Raw genomic sequence first — 13,615 nt, 5'->3', positions numbered from 1 at the left:
TCACTGCATCACCGCTCTTGTCGTCCACTGGCCGTTCTTGACCTCGGAAATCGTCACCGCCGCCTTGTTGAGATCGCCTTTGGCGTCGAAGGAAAAATCAGTGCTGACCCCGGCGTAGCTAAGCTTGGTCAAGGCCGGCATGAAGCGCGCCGGTTCAACCGAGCCCGCTTGCTGCATCGCGGCGGCCACCATCATCATGCCGTCGTAGAACTACGGCCCAAGCCGCACCACATCCTGTTTGAAACGCGCCTGATAACGCTGGCGGAAAGCCTTGCCCGCCGGTCTGTCGTTCAACTGGCCGCCGGGAATCCCGGCGAAGTGGCCTCCCGCGCTGTCGCCGGCCAGGCTGAGGAAGGTAGGCGTCTGCAGCATGTCTCCGCCCAACAGCCTTGCGTCCAGGCCCAGCCGCTTCATCTGCTTGGCCATAGGCGCGGCCTGGGCGTCGGCCCCGCCGTAAAAGATCACCTGGGGCCGCAAGGGCTTGACCGCGGTCAGAATGGCGGAGAAATCACTGGCCTTGTCGTTGGTGTATTCACGGCGAGCGATCTTGCCGCCGCTGGCCTGCACCGCCTTGGCGAACTCGTCGGCGATGCCCTGACCGTAGGCGGTGCGGTCGTCTATCACCACGATGCTCGCCGCCTTCAGCGTCTGCACCGCGAAGCGGCCCAACGCCGCCCCCACCTGGCTGTCGCTGCCCACCAGCCGGAAGGCCGTGCGATAGCCCTGCCGGGTATAAGCCGGGTTGGTGGACACAGACAACTGCGGAACACCGGCGGCGGCGTAGATGCGCGCCGCCGGGATCGACACCCCGGAGTTGAAATGGCCGAGCACCGCCTTGACGCCGGAGTCGACGAAGCGCTGGGCCACCTGAGTGCCGATGCGCGGATCGGCCTGATCGTCCTCCGCCAGCAGTTGGAAGCGCACCGGCTGGCCGCCGACCTGCAACTTGCGCGCGTTCAATTCGTCCACCGCCAGCCGCGCGGCGTTTTCATTGTCCTTGCCGTAATGCGCCTGCGGGCCGGACAAGGGCGAGGCGAAGCCGATCTTGACCAGAGTTTCGGCGGCGGCCGGCCAGGCGCCTATCAGCAACGCGGCGCCGGCGAGCGCCGCTCGCAAGGGGGTAATGGATTTCATCTCGTCTCTCCTTTGTTTTGACATGGGTGCTGCCGAAGGCGGCCCGGCGCCGCGTTGGCGACGCCGGGCCTGACTCTAGTTCACATACCAGATGGTCTTGGTCTGCTGATATTGCTCCAGCGCTTCCAGGCCTTTGTCGCGGCCGCCGAATCCGGACTGCTTGAAGCCGCCGAAGGGTGTGGTGATGTCGCCTTCGGAAAAACCGTTGACCGACACCGTGCCGGCGCGCAACGCGGCGGCGACGCGCTGCGCGCGCTTGACGTCTCGGGTGTACAGCGAGGCGGCCAGGCCGTAGACGCTGTCGTTGGCCAAGCGCACCGCCTCTTCCTCGCTGTCGAAGGTGCTTACCGCCAGGATCGGGCCGAAGATTTCCTCTTGGAAAATACGCATCTTGGCGCTGACCTGATCGAAGATGGTGGGCTCGATATACCAACCGCTGCCCAGCTCTGCGTGGATGCGGCCGCCGTGAACCAGCCGCGCGCCCTCGGCCTTGGCCGCTTCCAAATAGGCTTTCACCCGCTCGAAATGGGCTTGCTCCACCAGCGGCCCCACCTGCACCGCCGGATCGGTGGGCAGGCCCAGCTTCCAGCCGGCCAGCCGACGCTTGAGCTTCTCAAGCAACTCGTCCTTAACCCCGGCGGCGACGATCAAGCGCGAACCGCAACTGCAGTTTTCGCTCATATTCCAGAACGCCGCGGCCAGCACGTCGTCGACGATCTCGTCCAGCGCCGCGTCCTCGAACACCAACTGCGGGCTCTTGCCGCCCAGCTCCAGCACCACTTCCTTCAGATTGCTCTCTGCGGCGTATTGCAGGAACAAACGGCCCACTTCGGTGGAGCCGGTGAAGGACACCATGTCCACGTCTTGATGCCGGCCCAGCGCCTCGCCCACCGCCTGGCCGGAGCCGGTGACCAGGGTCAGCGCCGCGGCGGGAATACCTGCCTGATGCGCCAATTGGGTAATGCGATAAGCGCTGAGCGAGGTCTGCTTGGCCGGTTTCACCACCACCGAATTGCCGGCGGCCAGCGCCGGAGCCACTTTCCACGCGTACATCTGCGCCGGGAAGTTCCACGGCAGCACCGCGCCCACCACGCCTATCGGCTCCTTGACGATGAAGCCCAGCGCCTCCGGCCCGGTGGGCGCCACCTTGCCGTAGCACTTGTCTATCGCCTCCGCGTACCAGGCGAAGGTGTCCAGCGTGGCCGGCAGATCGGTGTTCAGGCATTCGGTGATCGGCTTGCCGGCGTCGATGCAGTCCAGAGCCGCCAGTTCCTCCACGTGTTCGCGCAAAAGCGCCACCCACCGTTGCATCGCCTGCTTGCGCTCCGCGGGCGGCCGACGCGACCATTCGCCGGACTCGAAGCAAGCGCGCGCCGCCGCCACCGCGGCGTCGACGTCGGCGGCGTCGCCGGCGGCGACATGGCCGATCAGGCTGTTGTCCATCGGCGTCATATTGTCCAGCCGCGCTCCCCTGCCCTCATATCCGGGGATCAGCAAGCCGGCCCACAAACGCCCGGCGCGGGCGCTCTCGAATACCGCTTCCTTGCTTAATGGCATCTCAGTCTCCCGTTAACGATCGAACGCGGCCAGCGCGTCGAGAAAAGCCTTGGCTTCCGAGCCTGGCAAAGGCAGTAGGGGCAGACGCACATCTCCGGCTTCGACGCCGTGGCGGCGCACGCCCAGCTTGGCCTTCTGGTTGTAACCGCCGGACTCCATCGCCTGGATCGCCGGATACATAGCCGCCATCAGCATGCGTACTCGCGCCCAGTCTTCAGCCTTGGCGGCGTTCAACATCGCCACCTGCTCGCCGGGGAAGACATTGGCCGCGCCGCTGATCCAGCTGCGCACGCCCCAAAACAGGAAATCCGCCGCCTGGTCGTCGCAACCGCAGATCACTTCGAAATCCGGCAGCCGCGCCTGAATCAGCGCCAGCGCGCGGCTGAAATCGCCGCTGCTTTCCTTGATGCCGACGATATTGGGCACGCGGCTCAACTCGATCACGCTGGCGACGTCGATGGACACGCCGGCGCGGGCCGGGAAGTTGTAGAGAATGATGGGCAGCGCGCTGGCGGCGGCTACCGCCTTGAAGTGAGCGACGATGCCGGCCTGATCCGGCAGGCTATAGGCCGGCGGCGCCAGCATCAGCGCCTCGTAGCCCAGCTCCGCCGCCTGGCGCGCGCGCGCTATCGCGCCGCGGGTGGATAGGTCGTTGGCGCCGGCGATCAAGCGCAACCGGCCCTTGCCCGCCTTGGCCACGCATTCCAGCACTTGGCTGCGCTCGTCTTCGTCCAACGCGTAGTATTCGCCGGTGGTGCCGCAGGCGACGATGCCGGCGACGCCTTGTTCGATGAAGCGCTCGACCAGCTGCCGCAGCGCCGCCAAATCCAGGCGGCCGTCGCGGTCGAACGGCGTGACGATGGGGACCAGAATGCCTTGTTGTTGCATAGGGTGTTTCCTTTGTGCTTGAGGGTGGACGGAAGCCGCGCGGCTCAAACCGGCGTCGCGGCGGCGGGACGGGTGCGCCAAATCGCAATGTCGGCGTAGCCGTAGAACACGCTAATGGCGATCACCAGCAGGTGGTACCAAAGAAAGGGCAGATACTGCAGCGTGGACACGCCCAGCGTCGCCGCCATGAACACGCCGCCGTCGCTCCACGGCACCATGGGCGCGGTCACAGTGCCGCCGGCCTCGACATTGCGCGACAACACCCTGCGCTCAATGCCCTGCAGATCGTAATTGCGCTCGGTGATGGTGCTGGCGGTGATCAGCGACACATAGGCGGCGCCGCCGAAGAAATTACCGAAGAAACCGCCCAGGAGCGTGGAGACGGTCAGCCGGCCCGGATTATTGGCCCAGCGCAGAAAATTAGCGCTGATCACCTCCAGAATGCCGGCGCGCTCCATCAGGCCGCCAAGGCCCAGAGCGAACAGGATCAGCGCGATCACGCTGAGCATGGATTCAATGCCGCCGCGATTGAGCAAGGTATTGAGAAACTCCACGTCGGACGCGGTGCGGTTGCCGAAATACGCGGTGCGCACTGCGTCCAACAAGGGCATGTCCTGCGCCCACCAGGCGCAGACCACGCCCATGACCGCGCCGGCAGTGATCACAGGAATGGACGGTAACCGCATCGCCAGCATCCCGATCACCGCCGCCGCGGGCAGCAGCAGCCACCCATTTATGACGAAGTGCGAGGCCAGCGCCTGCATCGCCTGATCTGCGCGACTGGTATCCAGGCTGGCGTCCGCATAGAAGAAGCCGACGCCGAGGAACAACAAAGCGGTCAACAGCGTAGCCGGCGCGCTGACCCACATCATTGAACGGATATGGTCTATCAGATCCACCTTGCACAAGGAGGCGGTCATCACCGTGGTGTCCGACAGAGGCGACATCTTGTCGCCGACGTAAGCGCCGGAAATCACCGCGCCGGCCACCAGCGGCAAAGGCATGCCGAAACTGTAGCCTATGCCCATCATCGCGATGCCGGCCGTGCCGGCGGTGCCGAAGGAGGTGCCGGTGGCCAGCGAGGTCAACATGCAGATGACGAAGGCCGCGCCCAGAAATATCTGCGGGTCCATGATGGCCAGGCCGTAGTAGATGATGGCCGGCACCACGCCGCCGGCGATCCAGGCGCCGATCAGCGCGCCCACGGTGATCAACACCAGCACAGCCACCATGCCATTGTGAATGCCCTGAATCAGCCCCTGCTGCATATCGTCGTAACTGCGGCCCAGCCACACGCCCAGGCCAATCACCAGAAACCAGCTGCTGAACAAGGCCAGTTGGATGGGCAGATCCAGCACATTGAGGAACAGGAACATGATGGCGACGAAACCGGCCATCACCGCGACGACCTGAATCGCGCTCGGCAAGCGCGGCGATGTTTGCTGCATGGCGTCTCTCCTCTGCGGGTGGGTGGCCGGCGGCTCTCAGCAGCCGGTGCGGCCGCGGCGCTAAAAACGCGCCAAGCGGTAAGGATGCAAATCCAGGCCGCTGGAACGCTGCAACACCATGTCGCACAGCAACGCGCCCGTGGTGGCGGCCAGCGTAAGGCCCAAGTGGCCGTGACCAAAGGCGAAATACAGGCCGGCTCGATCCGGCGCAGGGCCGATCACCGGCACGGTGTCAGGCAGCGACGGCCGATTGCCCATCCACAAGGTCATGCCCTCGGTGGAGAAATCGCCGACGATGGCCCTCGCTTTGTCCAGCAGGATCTCCGCGCGCCGCCAATCCGGCGCCGCGTCGCGGTGCGCCAACTCCACGGTGCCCGCCAGCCGCAAACCGCCATCGGCCAACGGCAGAATCACGAAGCTTTCGCTAGCGCACTGGATGAAATGACGCAAGGCCACGCCGGCCTTGGGCAGGTTGACGTGATAACCGCGCTCGCTTTCCAGCGGTACCCGGTAGCGGCACTGGCGGGTGAAGCGGTCGCTCCAAATACCGGCGGCGACGATCACCTGCCCGGCAGCCAGCGTGCGACCGTCGGCGCAGACCACGCCGTCCACCTTGCCGCCACTCTCGCTCAAGGCGGCCGCTTCCGCTTGTTCGAAGACGCCGCCCGCGGCGACGAAGGCATCAAGCAGGCCGCGGCTGAACAGATAGGGATCGTCGACATGGGACCAGGCCGCCACCTTGACCGCGCGCGCCCACCCATCCCGCAGCGCCGGCTCGCAATCCTGAGCGGCCGCCTGATCCAGCATCTGCCAGACCACGCCGTGCTCGGCCTTGCGCCGCCAGGACGGCAAGGCCTGTTCAAGCTCGGCCGCGTCGCGGTACAAGGTCAATGCGCCGTGCCGCCGCCACATGCCGTCCAGCCCGGCCCGCGCCACTAGCGGCGCGTAGTCGGCGGCGGCTCGGCTCAACAAGGCAGCCAGCGCGCGGGTCAGCGAAGCCACCCGCGCCGGCCGGCTGGCCAGCGCGAAGCGCGCCAGCCACGGCGTCAGCGTCGGCAAATAGCGCCAGCGCACCGCCAGCGGTCCCAGCGGATCCAGCAACCAGCCGGGCAATCGCCGCCAGACTCCGGGCTCTGCCAGCGGGATCACATCGCTGACCGCCAGCGCGCCGGCGTTGCCGTAGCTGGTTTCCCGCGCCGGCTCGCCGCGGTCCAGTAACAACACATCCAGTCCGGCCAGCCGCAATTGCAGCGCCGTGGCGATGCCCACGATGCCGGCGCCGACGACAATGACTCGCTCGCTCATGCTCAGGCCACCTCGAAACCGTGAACGTAGGGATCGGCGTCGTCCAGCAGGATGCGGTTGTAAGCGGTGAAGCGCGCCCAGCCCTGAACCGAAGGCACGATTGCCGGATAATCTCCAACCTGGGTCTCCGCCAGCACGCGGCCGACGAACTGGCTGCCGATGATGCTCTCGTGGACAAAGCTCTCGCCGACGGCGAGCAGGCCGCGCGCATGGCGCTGCGCCAGCCGCGCCGAAGTGCCGGTGCCGCATGGAGAGCGGTCCAGCGCCGACTCGCCGTACAGCACCGCGTTGGCCGCGCTGGAGCCGGCGTTCTTGGCCGCGCCGGTCCACTGGCAATGGCGGACGCCGCGGATGTTCGGGTCCAGCGGATGGACGATGTCGTAATGCCGGTTCAGGTATTCGCGCAGCTCGCGCCCCATCGCCACTAGTTGCGCCGGTGAGTAATCCGCCATGTCGCGATAGCCCGGCTGCGTCTCGACGATGGGATAGAAATTGCCGCCGTAAGCGATGTCCACCCGCAAGCGCCCCAGCGCCGACACCTCCGCCTCCACGTCCCGCAGATAGAGGAAGGACGGCACATTGGTCAGTGTCACCGCGGCGACCTTGTCGCCCTCCATCCGGTACTGCGCCGCCACCTTGCCCGCCGGCGTGTCCAGGTTCAGCACCCCGGGCGTTGCCGGCGTCACCAGGCCGTGCTCCAGCGCCATGGTGACCACGCCTATGGTGCCGTGGCCGCACATCGGCAGGCAGCCGCTGGTCTCGATGTAAAGCACCGCGATGTCGCAGTCCTCCCGCGTCGACGGATACAGGAAGGCGCCGGACATCTGCGCGTGGCCGCGCGGCTCGAACATCAGGCCGGTGCGTATCCAGTCATAGCGGCGGATGAAGTCCAGCCGCCGCTCCGCCTGCGTCTCCCCGTCCAGCCGCGGGCCGCCGTTCACCACCAGCCGCACTGGGTTGCCGCAGGTATGGCCATCGAGACATTCGAATTCGCTCACCGCCATGATCTTGCTCCTCGCTTGTGATGGGGCCACTCTAACCCCGCCATTTTTTGAATACAATTTTGCAGACATAAAATGGAAAGGCGATAGTGATGGGAAAGCGTTTCTTTACATCAAAATCAAATTTTGATCCAATGAAATCATATTGTTATTGTTTGTTGTTTTTTAATCACCTTGCATTGCAACATATTTCACACCATATCAACTCGTGAAAAAAACGAAAAAATCATCAATAATTGAATACAAAATCACAACCCAATCCGTAAACAGCACCCGCAAAGATCAAAGCCGGCCGCAATCAAGTCTCCGTTGCCTTGACCATTGCCGACCCACCCCGCGCCTGTGATAATTTGAGAACTCCAACTGTCGACACCGCCATGCCTCGAACCACAGCGCCGCGCCAAACCCTCACCGCCACCACTACCGACACGCTGCGCCAGCGCATCTTGCTGGGAGAATGGCCGGCCGGCACTCAACTGCGCCAGGAAGCGCTGTCCAAGGAATTGGGCGTCAGCCGGGTTCCCTTGCGCGAGGCGCTGCGGCAACTGGAGGCGGAAGGTTTGGTGGCGATTACCGAGCGACGCGGCGCGGTGATCGCCCAACTGTCGCTGCCGGAAGTAATGGAGTTGCTGCGGGTGAGAGTGCTGCTGGAATGCGATATGTTGCTGGAGGCCGTGCCGCGGCAAACCCAGGCGGATCTGGACGCGGCCGGCGCGCTGCTGACGCAGTTCGAAGAGGCGCTGCGCCGACGGGATGTCGGCGCCTGGGGCATCCTGAATTCACGCTTCCACCTGGCGCTGTATCAGGCGGCCAACCGGCCGCAAACCCTGGCGCTGATAGAGCAGCTTCACAATCGCACCGACCGCTACACGCGTATGCAGATTCTGCTGACCAATTTCAGCGACCGCGCCCACCGCGAACACAGCGAAATGCTCGAATTGTGCCGCCGCAAGGATGCAATCAGCGCTGCAGCCTTCTTGCGGCAGCACATTCTGAACGCGGAAGAGGCTCTGGAAGCCTGGCATCAGGAGCGCCAGAGCGAAACCGGCCGAGGCGCGCGCAAACCAGCCTGAACCCCGCCCCAAAAACTCGGCAAACGCTTGGTTTCAAACAAAAAAGTCCTGAAACACACTATATCCAATGGTTAAAATAATGATTTTGACATCATTTTTTAAGCCGTTTGATTATAATCAACTAATGTACAGTTTTGAAAATGCTATGTGCATTAAAATAACAGAAAAATAAATTATTCCAACGGTTTAACAGCACACAAAATCAATATAACCAGATGTTTTTTAAATAAAAATAAATAGACAACCATCTTGCCGCACTCATTACCGCCGCCAATCTGTATACACCTGATTACATCAATCTGTACATTGCCTGTATCCATACAATGCGATAACAATGCTGCGACAATTAAAAAGCGATTCATCATAGTTAGACTTCGGCAGCCGCCTCATAGTCTGATTGTCTGACCAAAATCAGACGCGACAAAATCGCTCGCAGCCGGAAAAGACTGTCCACTCTCCGGCACCTCTTTCGTGTCAGCAGAACCAGAACGAGCTATTTCGATGCCAAATTTAGACAGAAAATATGACATTCAGAAATTGAATGAAGATCAAATCGCCATCAACATCAATGGCAACACCGTCGTCGCCGCGCAGGGAGAGACCGTACTCAGCGTGCTCAACGCCGTTGGCTTGCGCCGCGTCAGCCGCAACGACAGCCAGCAAACCATGGGTTCCTACTGCGGCATGGGGGTATGCCACTGCTGCCTGGTGCGCATCGACGGCCGCTACAAACGCCGCGCATGCCAAACGGTGGTGCAAGCCGGCATGACCGTGGAAACCGCGGCCAACCGCATCGAACTGGAGGGCCTGCAATGAGCATGCGCCCCATCATCGTCGGCGGCGGCCCTGCCGGCATGGCCGCCGCCATCGAGCTGGTCAATCATGACCAGCCCTGCACGCTGATAGACGAAGCCTCGCGCCTTGGCGGCGTGGTTTATCGCGGCCCCTTGCGTCAAGGCGTGACCCTGGACTACCTGGGGGAACGCTACCGCGACGCCATGCAGGCTCTGCACGCGGAGTTCTCCAAGGTCAGCCACGCGGTAGAAGTCAAACTGAACACCCGCATTGTCGGCGGCGAAGCCGGCCAGTGGCTATACGCGCTGAATGAACAGGAAAAAGTCGAAAAGATCGACTTTGAACAATTGCTGCTGTCCGCCGGCTGCCACGAACGCAGTGTGCCTTTCCCCGGCTGGACCCTGCCCGGCGTGATCATGCTGGGCGGCCTGCAATTACAGATCAAGAGCGGCGTGGTCAAACCGCTGGGCCGCACCACCATCGTAGGCACCGGTCCCTTGCTGCCACTGGTGGCCTGTCAATTGCACCGCGCCGGCGCCGACGTTCAGGGCGTCTACGAAGCCAGCTCCTTTGGCCGCATCGCCAAGGAAACCCTGGCCATGCTGAACAAGCCGCAACTGTTCCTGGACGGCCTGAGCATGCTGGCTTACCTGAAACGCCACGGCGTGCCGCTGCACTATGGCTGGGGCGTGGTGGAGGCAAGCGGCCAGCAAGAGGTGCAGGAGGTCACGGTCGCGCCTTACGACGACAACTGGACGCCGGACCTGAACCGCGCGGTCAGCCTGACCACGGAAACCCTGGCGGTGGGTTACGGCTTCATTCCACGCACCCAACTGACGCAGCAAATGGGTCTGCGCCACGCTTACGACGCAGACGGCTTCCTCAAGCCGGAAATCAACGGCTGGCAACAGAGCAGCGAAGCCCACATCCATCTGGCCGGCGACATCGGCGGCCTGCGCGGCGGCGAAGCCGCCATGCTGAGCGGCCGCATCGCAGCCCAATCCATGCTCAAGCAAAGCGGCGCGATCAGCGCCGAACTGGCCGAGAAAAACCGCCAGCGCTATCTGACGGAGTTGAAGGCGGTGCTGCGCTTCCGCGTGGGCATCGACAGCTTTACTCAGCGCGGCAGCGGACAGCTGACGCTGCCGCGGGAAGACACGGTGATCTGCCGCTGCGAGAACGCCCTGCGCCAGGATATCGACTCCGCGCTGGAACAAGGCGTGCAGGACTTGATCAGCCTGAAGATGCGCACCCGCGTCAGCATGGGCGACTGCCAGGGCAAGATGTGCGTCGGCTATTGCAGCGACCGCCTGCGCGAGCACACCGGCAAGGCGGACGTGGGCTGGATCCGGCCGCGCTTCCCGCTGGACCCCTTGCCGTTCTCCGCCTTCCAAACCGAAACCGAAGAGGCCTGACCATGAGCAGACAATACGACATCGTGATCGCCGGCGGCGGCGTGATCGGCGCCTCTTGCGCCTACCAGCTGTCCAAACGCAAAGACCTGAAAATCGCGCTGATCGACGCCAAGCGCCCCGGCAACGCTTCGCGCGCCTCCGCTGGCGGCCTGTGGGCGATCGGCGAATCGGTAGGCCTGGGCTGCGGCGTGATTTTCTTCCGCATGACCTCGGCCAAAAACAAGCGCGAGGCGGCCGGCGCCGCCATCGCCGTGGACGCCAGCACGCCGCACATCCTGCCGGAGTCCTTCTTCAATTTCGCGCTGGCCTCCAACGCGCTGTATCCGGCCCTGCATCAGGAATTGATCGAAAACCACGGCATGGATTTCAAGTTCGAGGAGACCGGGCTGAAGTTCGTGATCTACGACGAGGAAGACCAGCTCTACGCCGAACACATCGCCGCGCAGATCCCCCACCTGTCCGACCAAGTGCGCTGGGTAGACCAGGCTCAGTTGCGTGAAAACGAGCCCTACATCAGCCACGAAGCCACCGGCGCGCTGGAGTTCCTGTGCGACCACCAGGTCAGCCCCTTCCGCTTGACCGACGCCTACACCGAGGCGGCGCGCCAGAACGGCGTAGACGTGTTCTTCAACACCAATGTCACCGGCGTGCTCAAGCAAGGCTCGCGCGTCACCGGCGTTCGGACACTGGAAGCCGGCGAATTCCACTGCCACACCCTGATCAACGCGGCCGGCTCCTGGGCCGCCGAGCTGAGCCAGTGGGCAACCGGCGTCGACATTCCGGTCAAACCGGTCAAGGGCCAGATCGTGCTGTCGGAAAAAATGCCCAAGCTGCTGCGCGGCTGCATCACGACCAGCGATTGCTATATCGCGCAGAAGGACAACGGCGAGATCCTGATCGGCAGCACCACCGAGGACAAGGGCTTCGACGTCACCAACACCTATCCGGAAATCGCCGGCCTGGTCAAAGGCGCTATCCGCTGCCTGCCTGAGATGCAAAACATCAACATCAAGCGCTGCTGGGCCGGCCTGCGCCCCGGCTCTCCAGACGAACTGCCCATCTTGGGTCCGATGCAGGGCGTGGACGGCTACCTGAACGCCTGCGGCCATTTCCGCACCGGCATTCTGACTTCCGCCATTACAGGCGTGATGCTGGACGCGCTGGTGCGCGGCGAAACACCGCCGCTGGACGTAACGCCCTTCCTGGCCGACCGTTTCAACGCCCCGGCCGCCAAGCCGACGCTACAGGAAGCCGTCGAACTGGCGCTCTCCTAAAACGCGAAGGCCTGCGCGCGCGCAGGCCTCCCCGCTGACTCAGATGTTCCTCTGTTACAGGCCGGCTAATCCGGCCTGCTTTTTTTTTCCCCTCCGGACCAGCCCTTCAAAGCCGCTCAAAGCCTCGTCTGCAGGAGCTAAACATAACGAAAACCGCTGAGAAGACGGAGTGTACACACGGTATATGAGCATTTCGAAAGTGTTTTCAACGCCGTATCGCCGACGCGTAGCAGATCGTGAGCAGGTTCTTACTGGCCAATGCCGCGGCGCTCATATACCGCCTGCGCCAAAGTGCCCAGATCGACGTATTCCAGTTCGCCGCCCACCGGCATGCCGCGCGCGATGCGCGTCACCTTCAGGCCACGCTCCTTCAGCAGCTCGGCGATCATATGCGCGGTAACCTCGCCCTCCGCGGTGAAATTGGTGGCGATGATCACCTCCTGCACCGCGCTGTCCGCCGCCCTCACCAGCAGCTTGTCCAGATTGATGTCTCGCGGGCCGACATTGTCCAGCGGCGAGATGCGGCCCATCAGCACGAAATACAAGCCGTCGAAACACTTGGCCTGTTCCAGCGTCAACAGATCCGCCGGCATCTCCACCACGCACAGCAAATCCTGACGACGCTCCTCGTCGGCGCAGATCGGACACAGCGGCGTTTCGCTGAACGTGTTGCAGCGCTCGCAGTGGGTCAGCTGGGTCAAGGCGCGGTCCAGCGCGCGCGCCAGCTTGTCCGCGCCCTTCTTGTCGCGTTGCAGCAGATGGAAGGCCATGCGCTGCGCGGTCTTGGGACCGACGCCCGGCAACACTTTCAGAGCGGAGATCAGGTGGTCTAGAGCGGGAGGGTTCTTCATCGCTTTCACAATCGGTAAAAACGGCGGCGCAAACGCGCATGCCGCCAGGCAAAGACCAGACGGAAAATGCCGTAATGCAATGTCAAAAGCCAGGGCGCGCGCGGCGCGAAGCCGACGCGGTCCACTACTTCGCAGCCATCGGGCAAGGCGCGCACCCGCCGCCGGTGCAGCCAGCGCCGCTGGGTCAGCATGGTCGAACGCTCGTCGAAGGCGCCCGGTTCCAGCCGCGTCAGCCCCAAGTCATCGTATTCCACCGGCAGCAGGCCAAACAGCAGAATCCAGCAACGTCCGATTTGCGCCGGAGGCGTCAGCCCGGCAGGCAGGGCCTTGCCCGGCAAGCGCATGTGGAGCCAGGGCCACAATTCGTCGTTGACGCCGGCGGCGCGGGTGGCGTGCGCCCACACTCTGTCGGCATTCACGCTCAGCCGGCTGCGCACGGTGAAATGGGCGAATCGGCGCATGGCTACCCCGGAATCAACGCAAAAATGGCCCGGCGCGCGCCGAGCCATCCGGATGCCGAAATCGTCGCGATCAGAACGGCAGCTTCATGCCGGCCGGCAGGTTCAGACCCGCGGAAAAACCGGACATCTTTTCCTGGGTGGTGGCTTCCACCTTGCGCACCGCGTCGTTGAACGCGGCGGCGATCAGGTCTTCCAGCATTTCCTTGTCTTCCTTGGCGTCGTCCAGCAGGCTGTCGTCCAGGCTGACGCGCTTGACGTCGTGAGAGCAGGTCATCACCACCTTGACCATGCCGGCGCCGGACTGGCCCTCCACTTCCACCTTGGCCAGTTCTTCCTGCGCCTTTTTCATATTGTCCTGCATTTGCTGGGCCTGCTTCATCAGGCCGGCGATGCCACCTTTGCCAAACATAATC

At 63.4% G+C, this 13,615-nt stretch carries 14 protein-coding genes; 4 read left to right on the top strand and 10 right to left on the bottom strand.

What is annotated here, in order from left to right:
• The 7 genes from GYH29_RS24790 to GYH29_RS06605 form a co-directional block, all read right to left on the bottom strand.
• Positions 1–195, bottom strand: coding sequence for a hypothetical protein (locus tag GYH29_RS24790; RefSeq protein ID WP_232060532.1), 195 nt, complete (start codon positions 193–195; stop codon positions 1–3).
• A 15-nt stretch (positions 196–210) separates the two neighbouring features.
• Complete coding sequence (locus tag GYH29_RS06630; RefSeq protein WP_232060531.1) at positions 211–1,134, bottom strand: branched-chain amino acid ABC transporter substrate-binding protein; 924 nt, start codon at positions 1,132–1,134, stop codon at positions 211–213.
• Positions 1,135–1,209: 75 nt separating this feature from the next.
• Positions 1,210–2,691: an aldehyde dehydrogenase gene (locus tag GYH29_RS06625; protein WP_019100559.1), complete on the bottom strand. Its 1,482-nt coding sequence runs from the start codon at positions 2,689–2,691 to the stop codon at positions 1,210–1,212.
• A 12-nt stretch (positions 2,692–2,703) separates the two neighbouring features.
• A complete protein-coding gene (gene dapA, locus GYH29_RS06620) occupies positions 2,704–3,579 on the bottom strand; it encodes a 4-hydroxy-tetrahydrodipicolinate synthase (RefSeq protein WP_019100558.1) in 876 nt (291 codons plus the stop codon).
• Positions 3,580–3,623: 44 nt separating this feature from the next.
• On the bottom strand, positions 3,624–5,027 hold the full coding sequence (nhaC, locus tag GYH29_RS06615) for a Na+/H+ antiporter NhaC (RefSeq protein WP_019100557.1): 1,404 nt from the start codon (positions 5,025–5,027) through the stop codon (positions 3,624–3,626).
• A gap of 60 nt (positions 5,028–5,087) precedes the next feature.
• The gene (locus GYH29_RS06610; protein ID WP_161523396.1) at positions 5,088–6,332 is read right to left on the bottom strand and encodes an NAD(P)/FAD-dependent oxidoreductase; all 1,245 of its coding nucleotides are present in this window, start codon (positions 6,330–6,332) and stop codon (positions 5,088–5,090) included.
• A 2-nt stretch (positions 6,333–6,334) separates the two neighbouring features.
• Positions 6,335–7,336 carry a 4-hydroxyproline epimerase gene (locus tag GYH29_RS06605; protein ID WP_081576067.1) on the bottom strand — a complete coding sequence of 334 codons (1,002 nt, stop codon included), beginning with the start codon at positions 7,334–7,336 and terminating at the stop codon, positions 6,335–6,337.
• A 374-nt stretch (positions 7,337–7,710) separates the two neighbouring features.
• Here GYH29_RS06605 and GYH29_RS06600 point away from each other — a divergent pair, with 374 nt between their 5' ends.
• The 4 genes from GYH29_RS06600 (at position 7,711) to hcnC (ending at position 11,890) form a co-directional block, all read left to right on the top strand.
• Positions 7,711–8,406 carry a GntR family transcriptional regulator gene (locus GYH29_RS06600; protein ID WP_019100554.1) on the top strand — a complete coding sequence of 232 codons (696 nt, stop codon included), beginning with the start codon at positions 7,711–7,713 and terminating at the stop codon, positions 8,404–8,406.
• 537 nt (positions 8,407–8,943) lie between these two features.
• The gene (locus GYH29_RS06595) at positions 8,944–9,222 is read left to right on the top strand and encodes a (2Fe-2S)-binding protein (protein ID WP_269473801.1); all 279 of its coding nucleotides are present in this window, start codon (positions 8,944–8,946) and stop codon (positions 9,220–9,222) included.
• A complete protein-coding gene (locus GYH29_RS06590) occupies positions 9,219–10,616 on the top strand; it encodes an FAD/NAD(P)-dependent oxidoreductase (RefSeq protein ID WP_161523395.1) in 1,398 nt (465 codons plus the stop codon). Before GYH29_RS06595 ends, GYH29_RS06590 begins: the two co-directional genes overlap by 4 nt.
• Positions 10,617–10,618: 2 nt before the next feature.
• Positions 10,619–11,890: a cyanide-forming glycine dehydrogenase subunit HcnC gene (hcnC, locus tag GYH29_RS06585; protein ID WP_019100552.1), complete on the top strand. Its 1,272-nt coding sequence runs from the start codon at positions 10,619–10,621 to the stop codon at positions 11,888–11,890.
• Between the two features lie 248 nt (positions 11,891–12,138).
• Here the strand turns inward: hcnC and recR are convergent, their stop codons facing one another.
• The 3 genes from recR to GYH29_RS06570 all read right to left on the bottom strand — a co-directional run bounded on the left by recR (position 12,139) and on the right by GYH29_RS06570 (position 13,611).
• The gene (gene recR / locus GYH29_RS06580; protein ID WP_043591737.1) at positions 12,139–12,741 is read right to left on the bottom strand and encodes a recombination mediator RecR; all 603 of its coding nucleotides are present in this window, start codon (positions 12,739–12,741) and stop codon (positions 12,139–12,141) included.
• Positions 12,742–12,746: 5 nt separating this feature from the next.
• Positions 12,747–13,202, bottom strand: coding sequence for a hypothetical protein (locus GYH29_RS06575; protein ID WP_161523394.1), 456 nt, complete (start codon positions 13,200–13,202; stop codon positions 12,747–12,749).
• A 70-nt stretch (positions 13,203–13,272) separates the two neighbouring features.
• Positions 13,273–13,611 (bottom strand): YbaB/EbfC family nucleoid-associated protein, encoded by a 339-nt coding sequence (locus GYH29_RS06570; protein WP_019100549.1) that lies wholly within the window; start codon positions 13,609–13,611, stop codon positions 13,273–13,275.
• Between the last annotated feature and the right edge of the window lie 4 nt (positions 13,612–13,615).

The sequence above is a fragment of the Chromobacterium haemolyticum genome (genome assembly GCF_009936155.1).
In the GTDB taxonomy this organism is placed as follows: domain Bacteria; phylum Pseudomonadota; class Gammaproteobacteria; order Burkholderiales; family Chromobacteriaceae; genus Chromobacterium; species Chromobacterium haemolyticum.
This window is presented reverse-complemented; position numbering and strand designations above follow the sequence as displayed.

Coding starts and splice junctions, on each gene's coding strand:
- GYH29_RS24790 (WP_232060532.1), bottom strand. CDS start 195: ATGATGGTGGCCGCCGCGATGCAGCAAGCGGGCTCGGTTGAACCGGCG.
- GYH29_RS06630 (WP_232060531.1), bottom strand. CDS start 1,134: ATGAAATCCATTACCCCCTTGCGAGCGGCGCTCGCCGGCGCCGCGTTG.
- GYH29_RS06625 (WP_019100559.1), bottom strand. CDS start 2,691: ATGCCATTAAGCAAGGAAGCGGTATTCGAGAGCGCCCGCGCCGGGCGT.
- dapA (WP_019100558.1), bottom strand. CDS start 3,579: ATGCAACAACAAGGCATTCTGGTCCCCATCGTCACGCCGTTCGACCGC.
- nhaC (WP_019100557.1), bottom strand. CDS start 5,027: ATGCAGCAAACATCGCCGCGCTTGCCGAGCGCGATTCAGGTCGTCGCG.
- GYH29_RS06610 (WP_161523396.1), bottom strand. CDS start 6,332: ATGAGCGAGCGAGTCATTGTCGTCGGCGCCGGCATCGTGGGCATCGCC.
- GYH29_RS06605 (WP_081576067.1), bottom strand. CDS start 7,336: ATGGCGGTGAGCGAATTCGAATGTCTCGATGGCCATACCTGCGGCAAC.
- GYH29_RS06600 (WP_019100554.1), top strand. CDS start 7,711: ATGCCTCGAACCACAGCGCCGCGCCAAACCCTCACCGCCACCACTACC.
- GYH29_RS06590 (WP_161523395.1), top strand. CDS start 9,219: ATGAGCATGCGCCCCATCATCGTCGGCGGCGGCCCTGCCGGCATGGCC.
- hcnC (WP_019100552.1), top strand. CDS start 10,619: ATGAGCAGACAATACGACATCGTGATCGCCGGCGGCGGCGTGATCGGC.
- recR (WP_043591737.1), bottom strand. CDS start 12,741: ATGAAGAACCCTCCCGCTCTAGACCACCTGATCTCCGCTCTGAAAGTG.
- GYH29_RS06575 (WP_161523394.1), bottom strand. CDS start 13,202: ATGCGCCGATTCGCCCATTTCACCGTGCGCAGCCGGCTGAGCGTGAAT.
- GYH29_RS06570 (WP_019100549.1), bottom strand. CDS start 13,611: ATGTTTGGCAAAGGTGGCATCGCCGGCCTGATGAAGCAGGCCCAGCAA.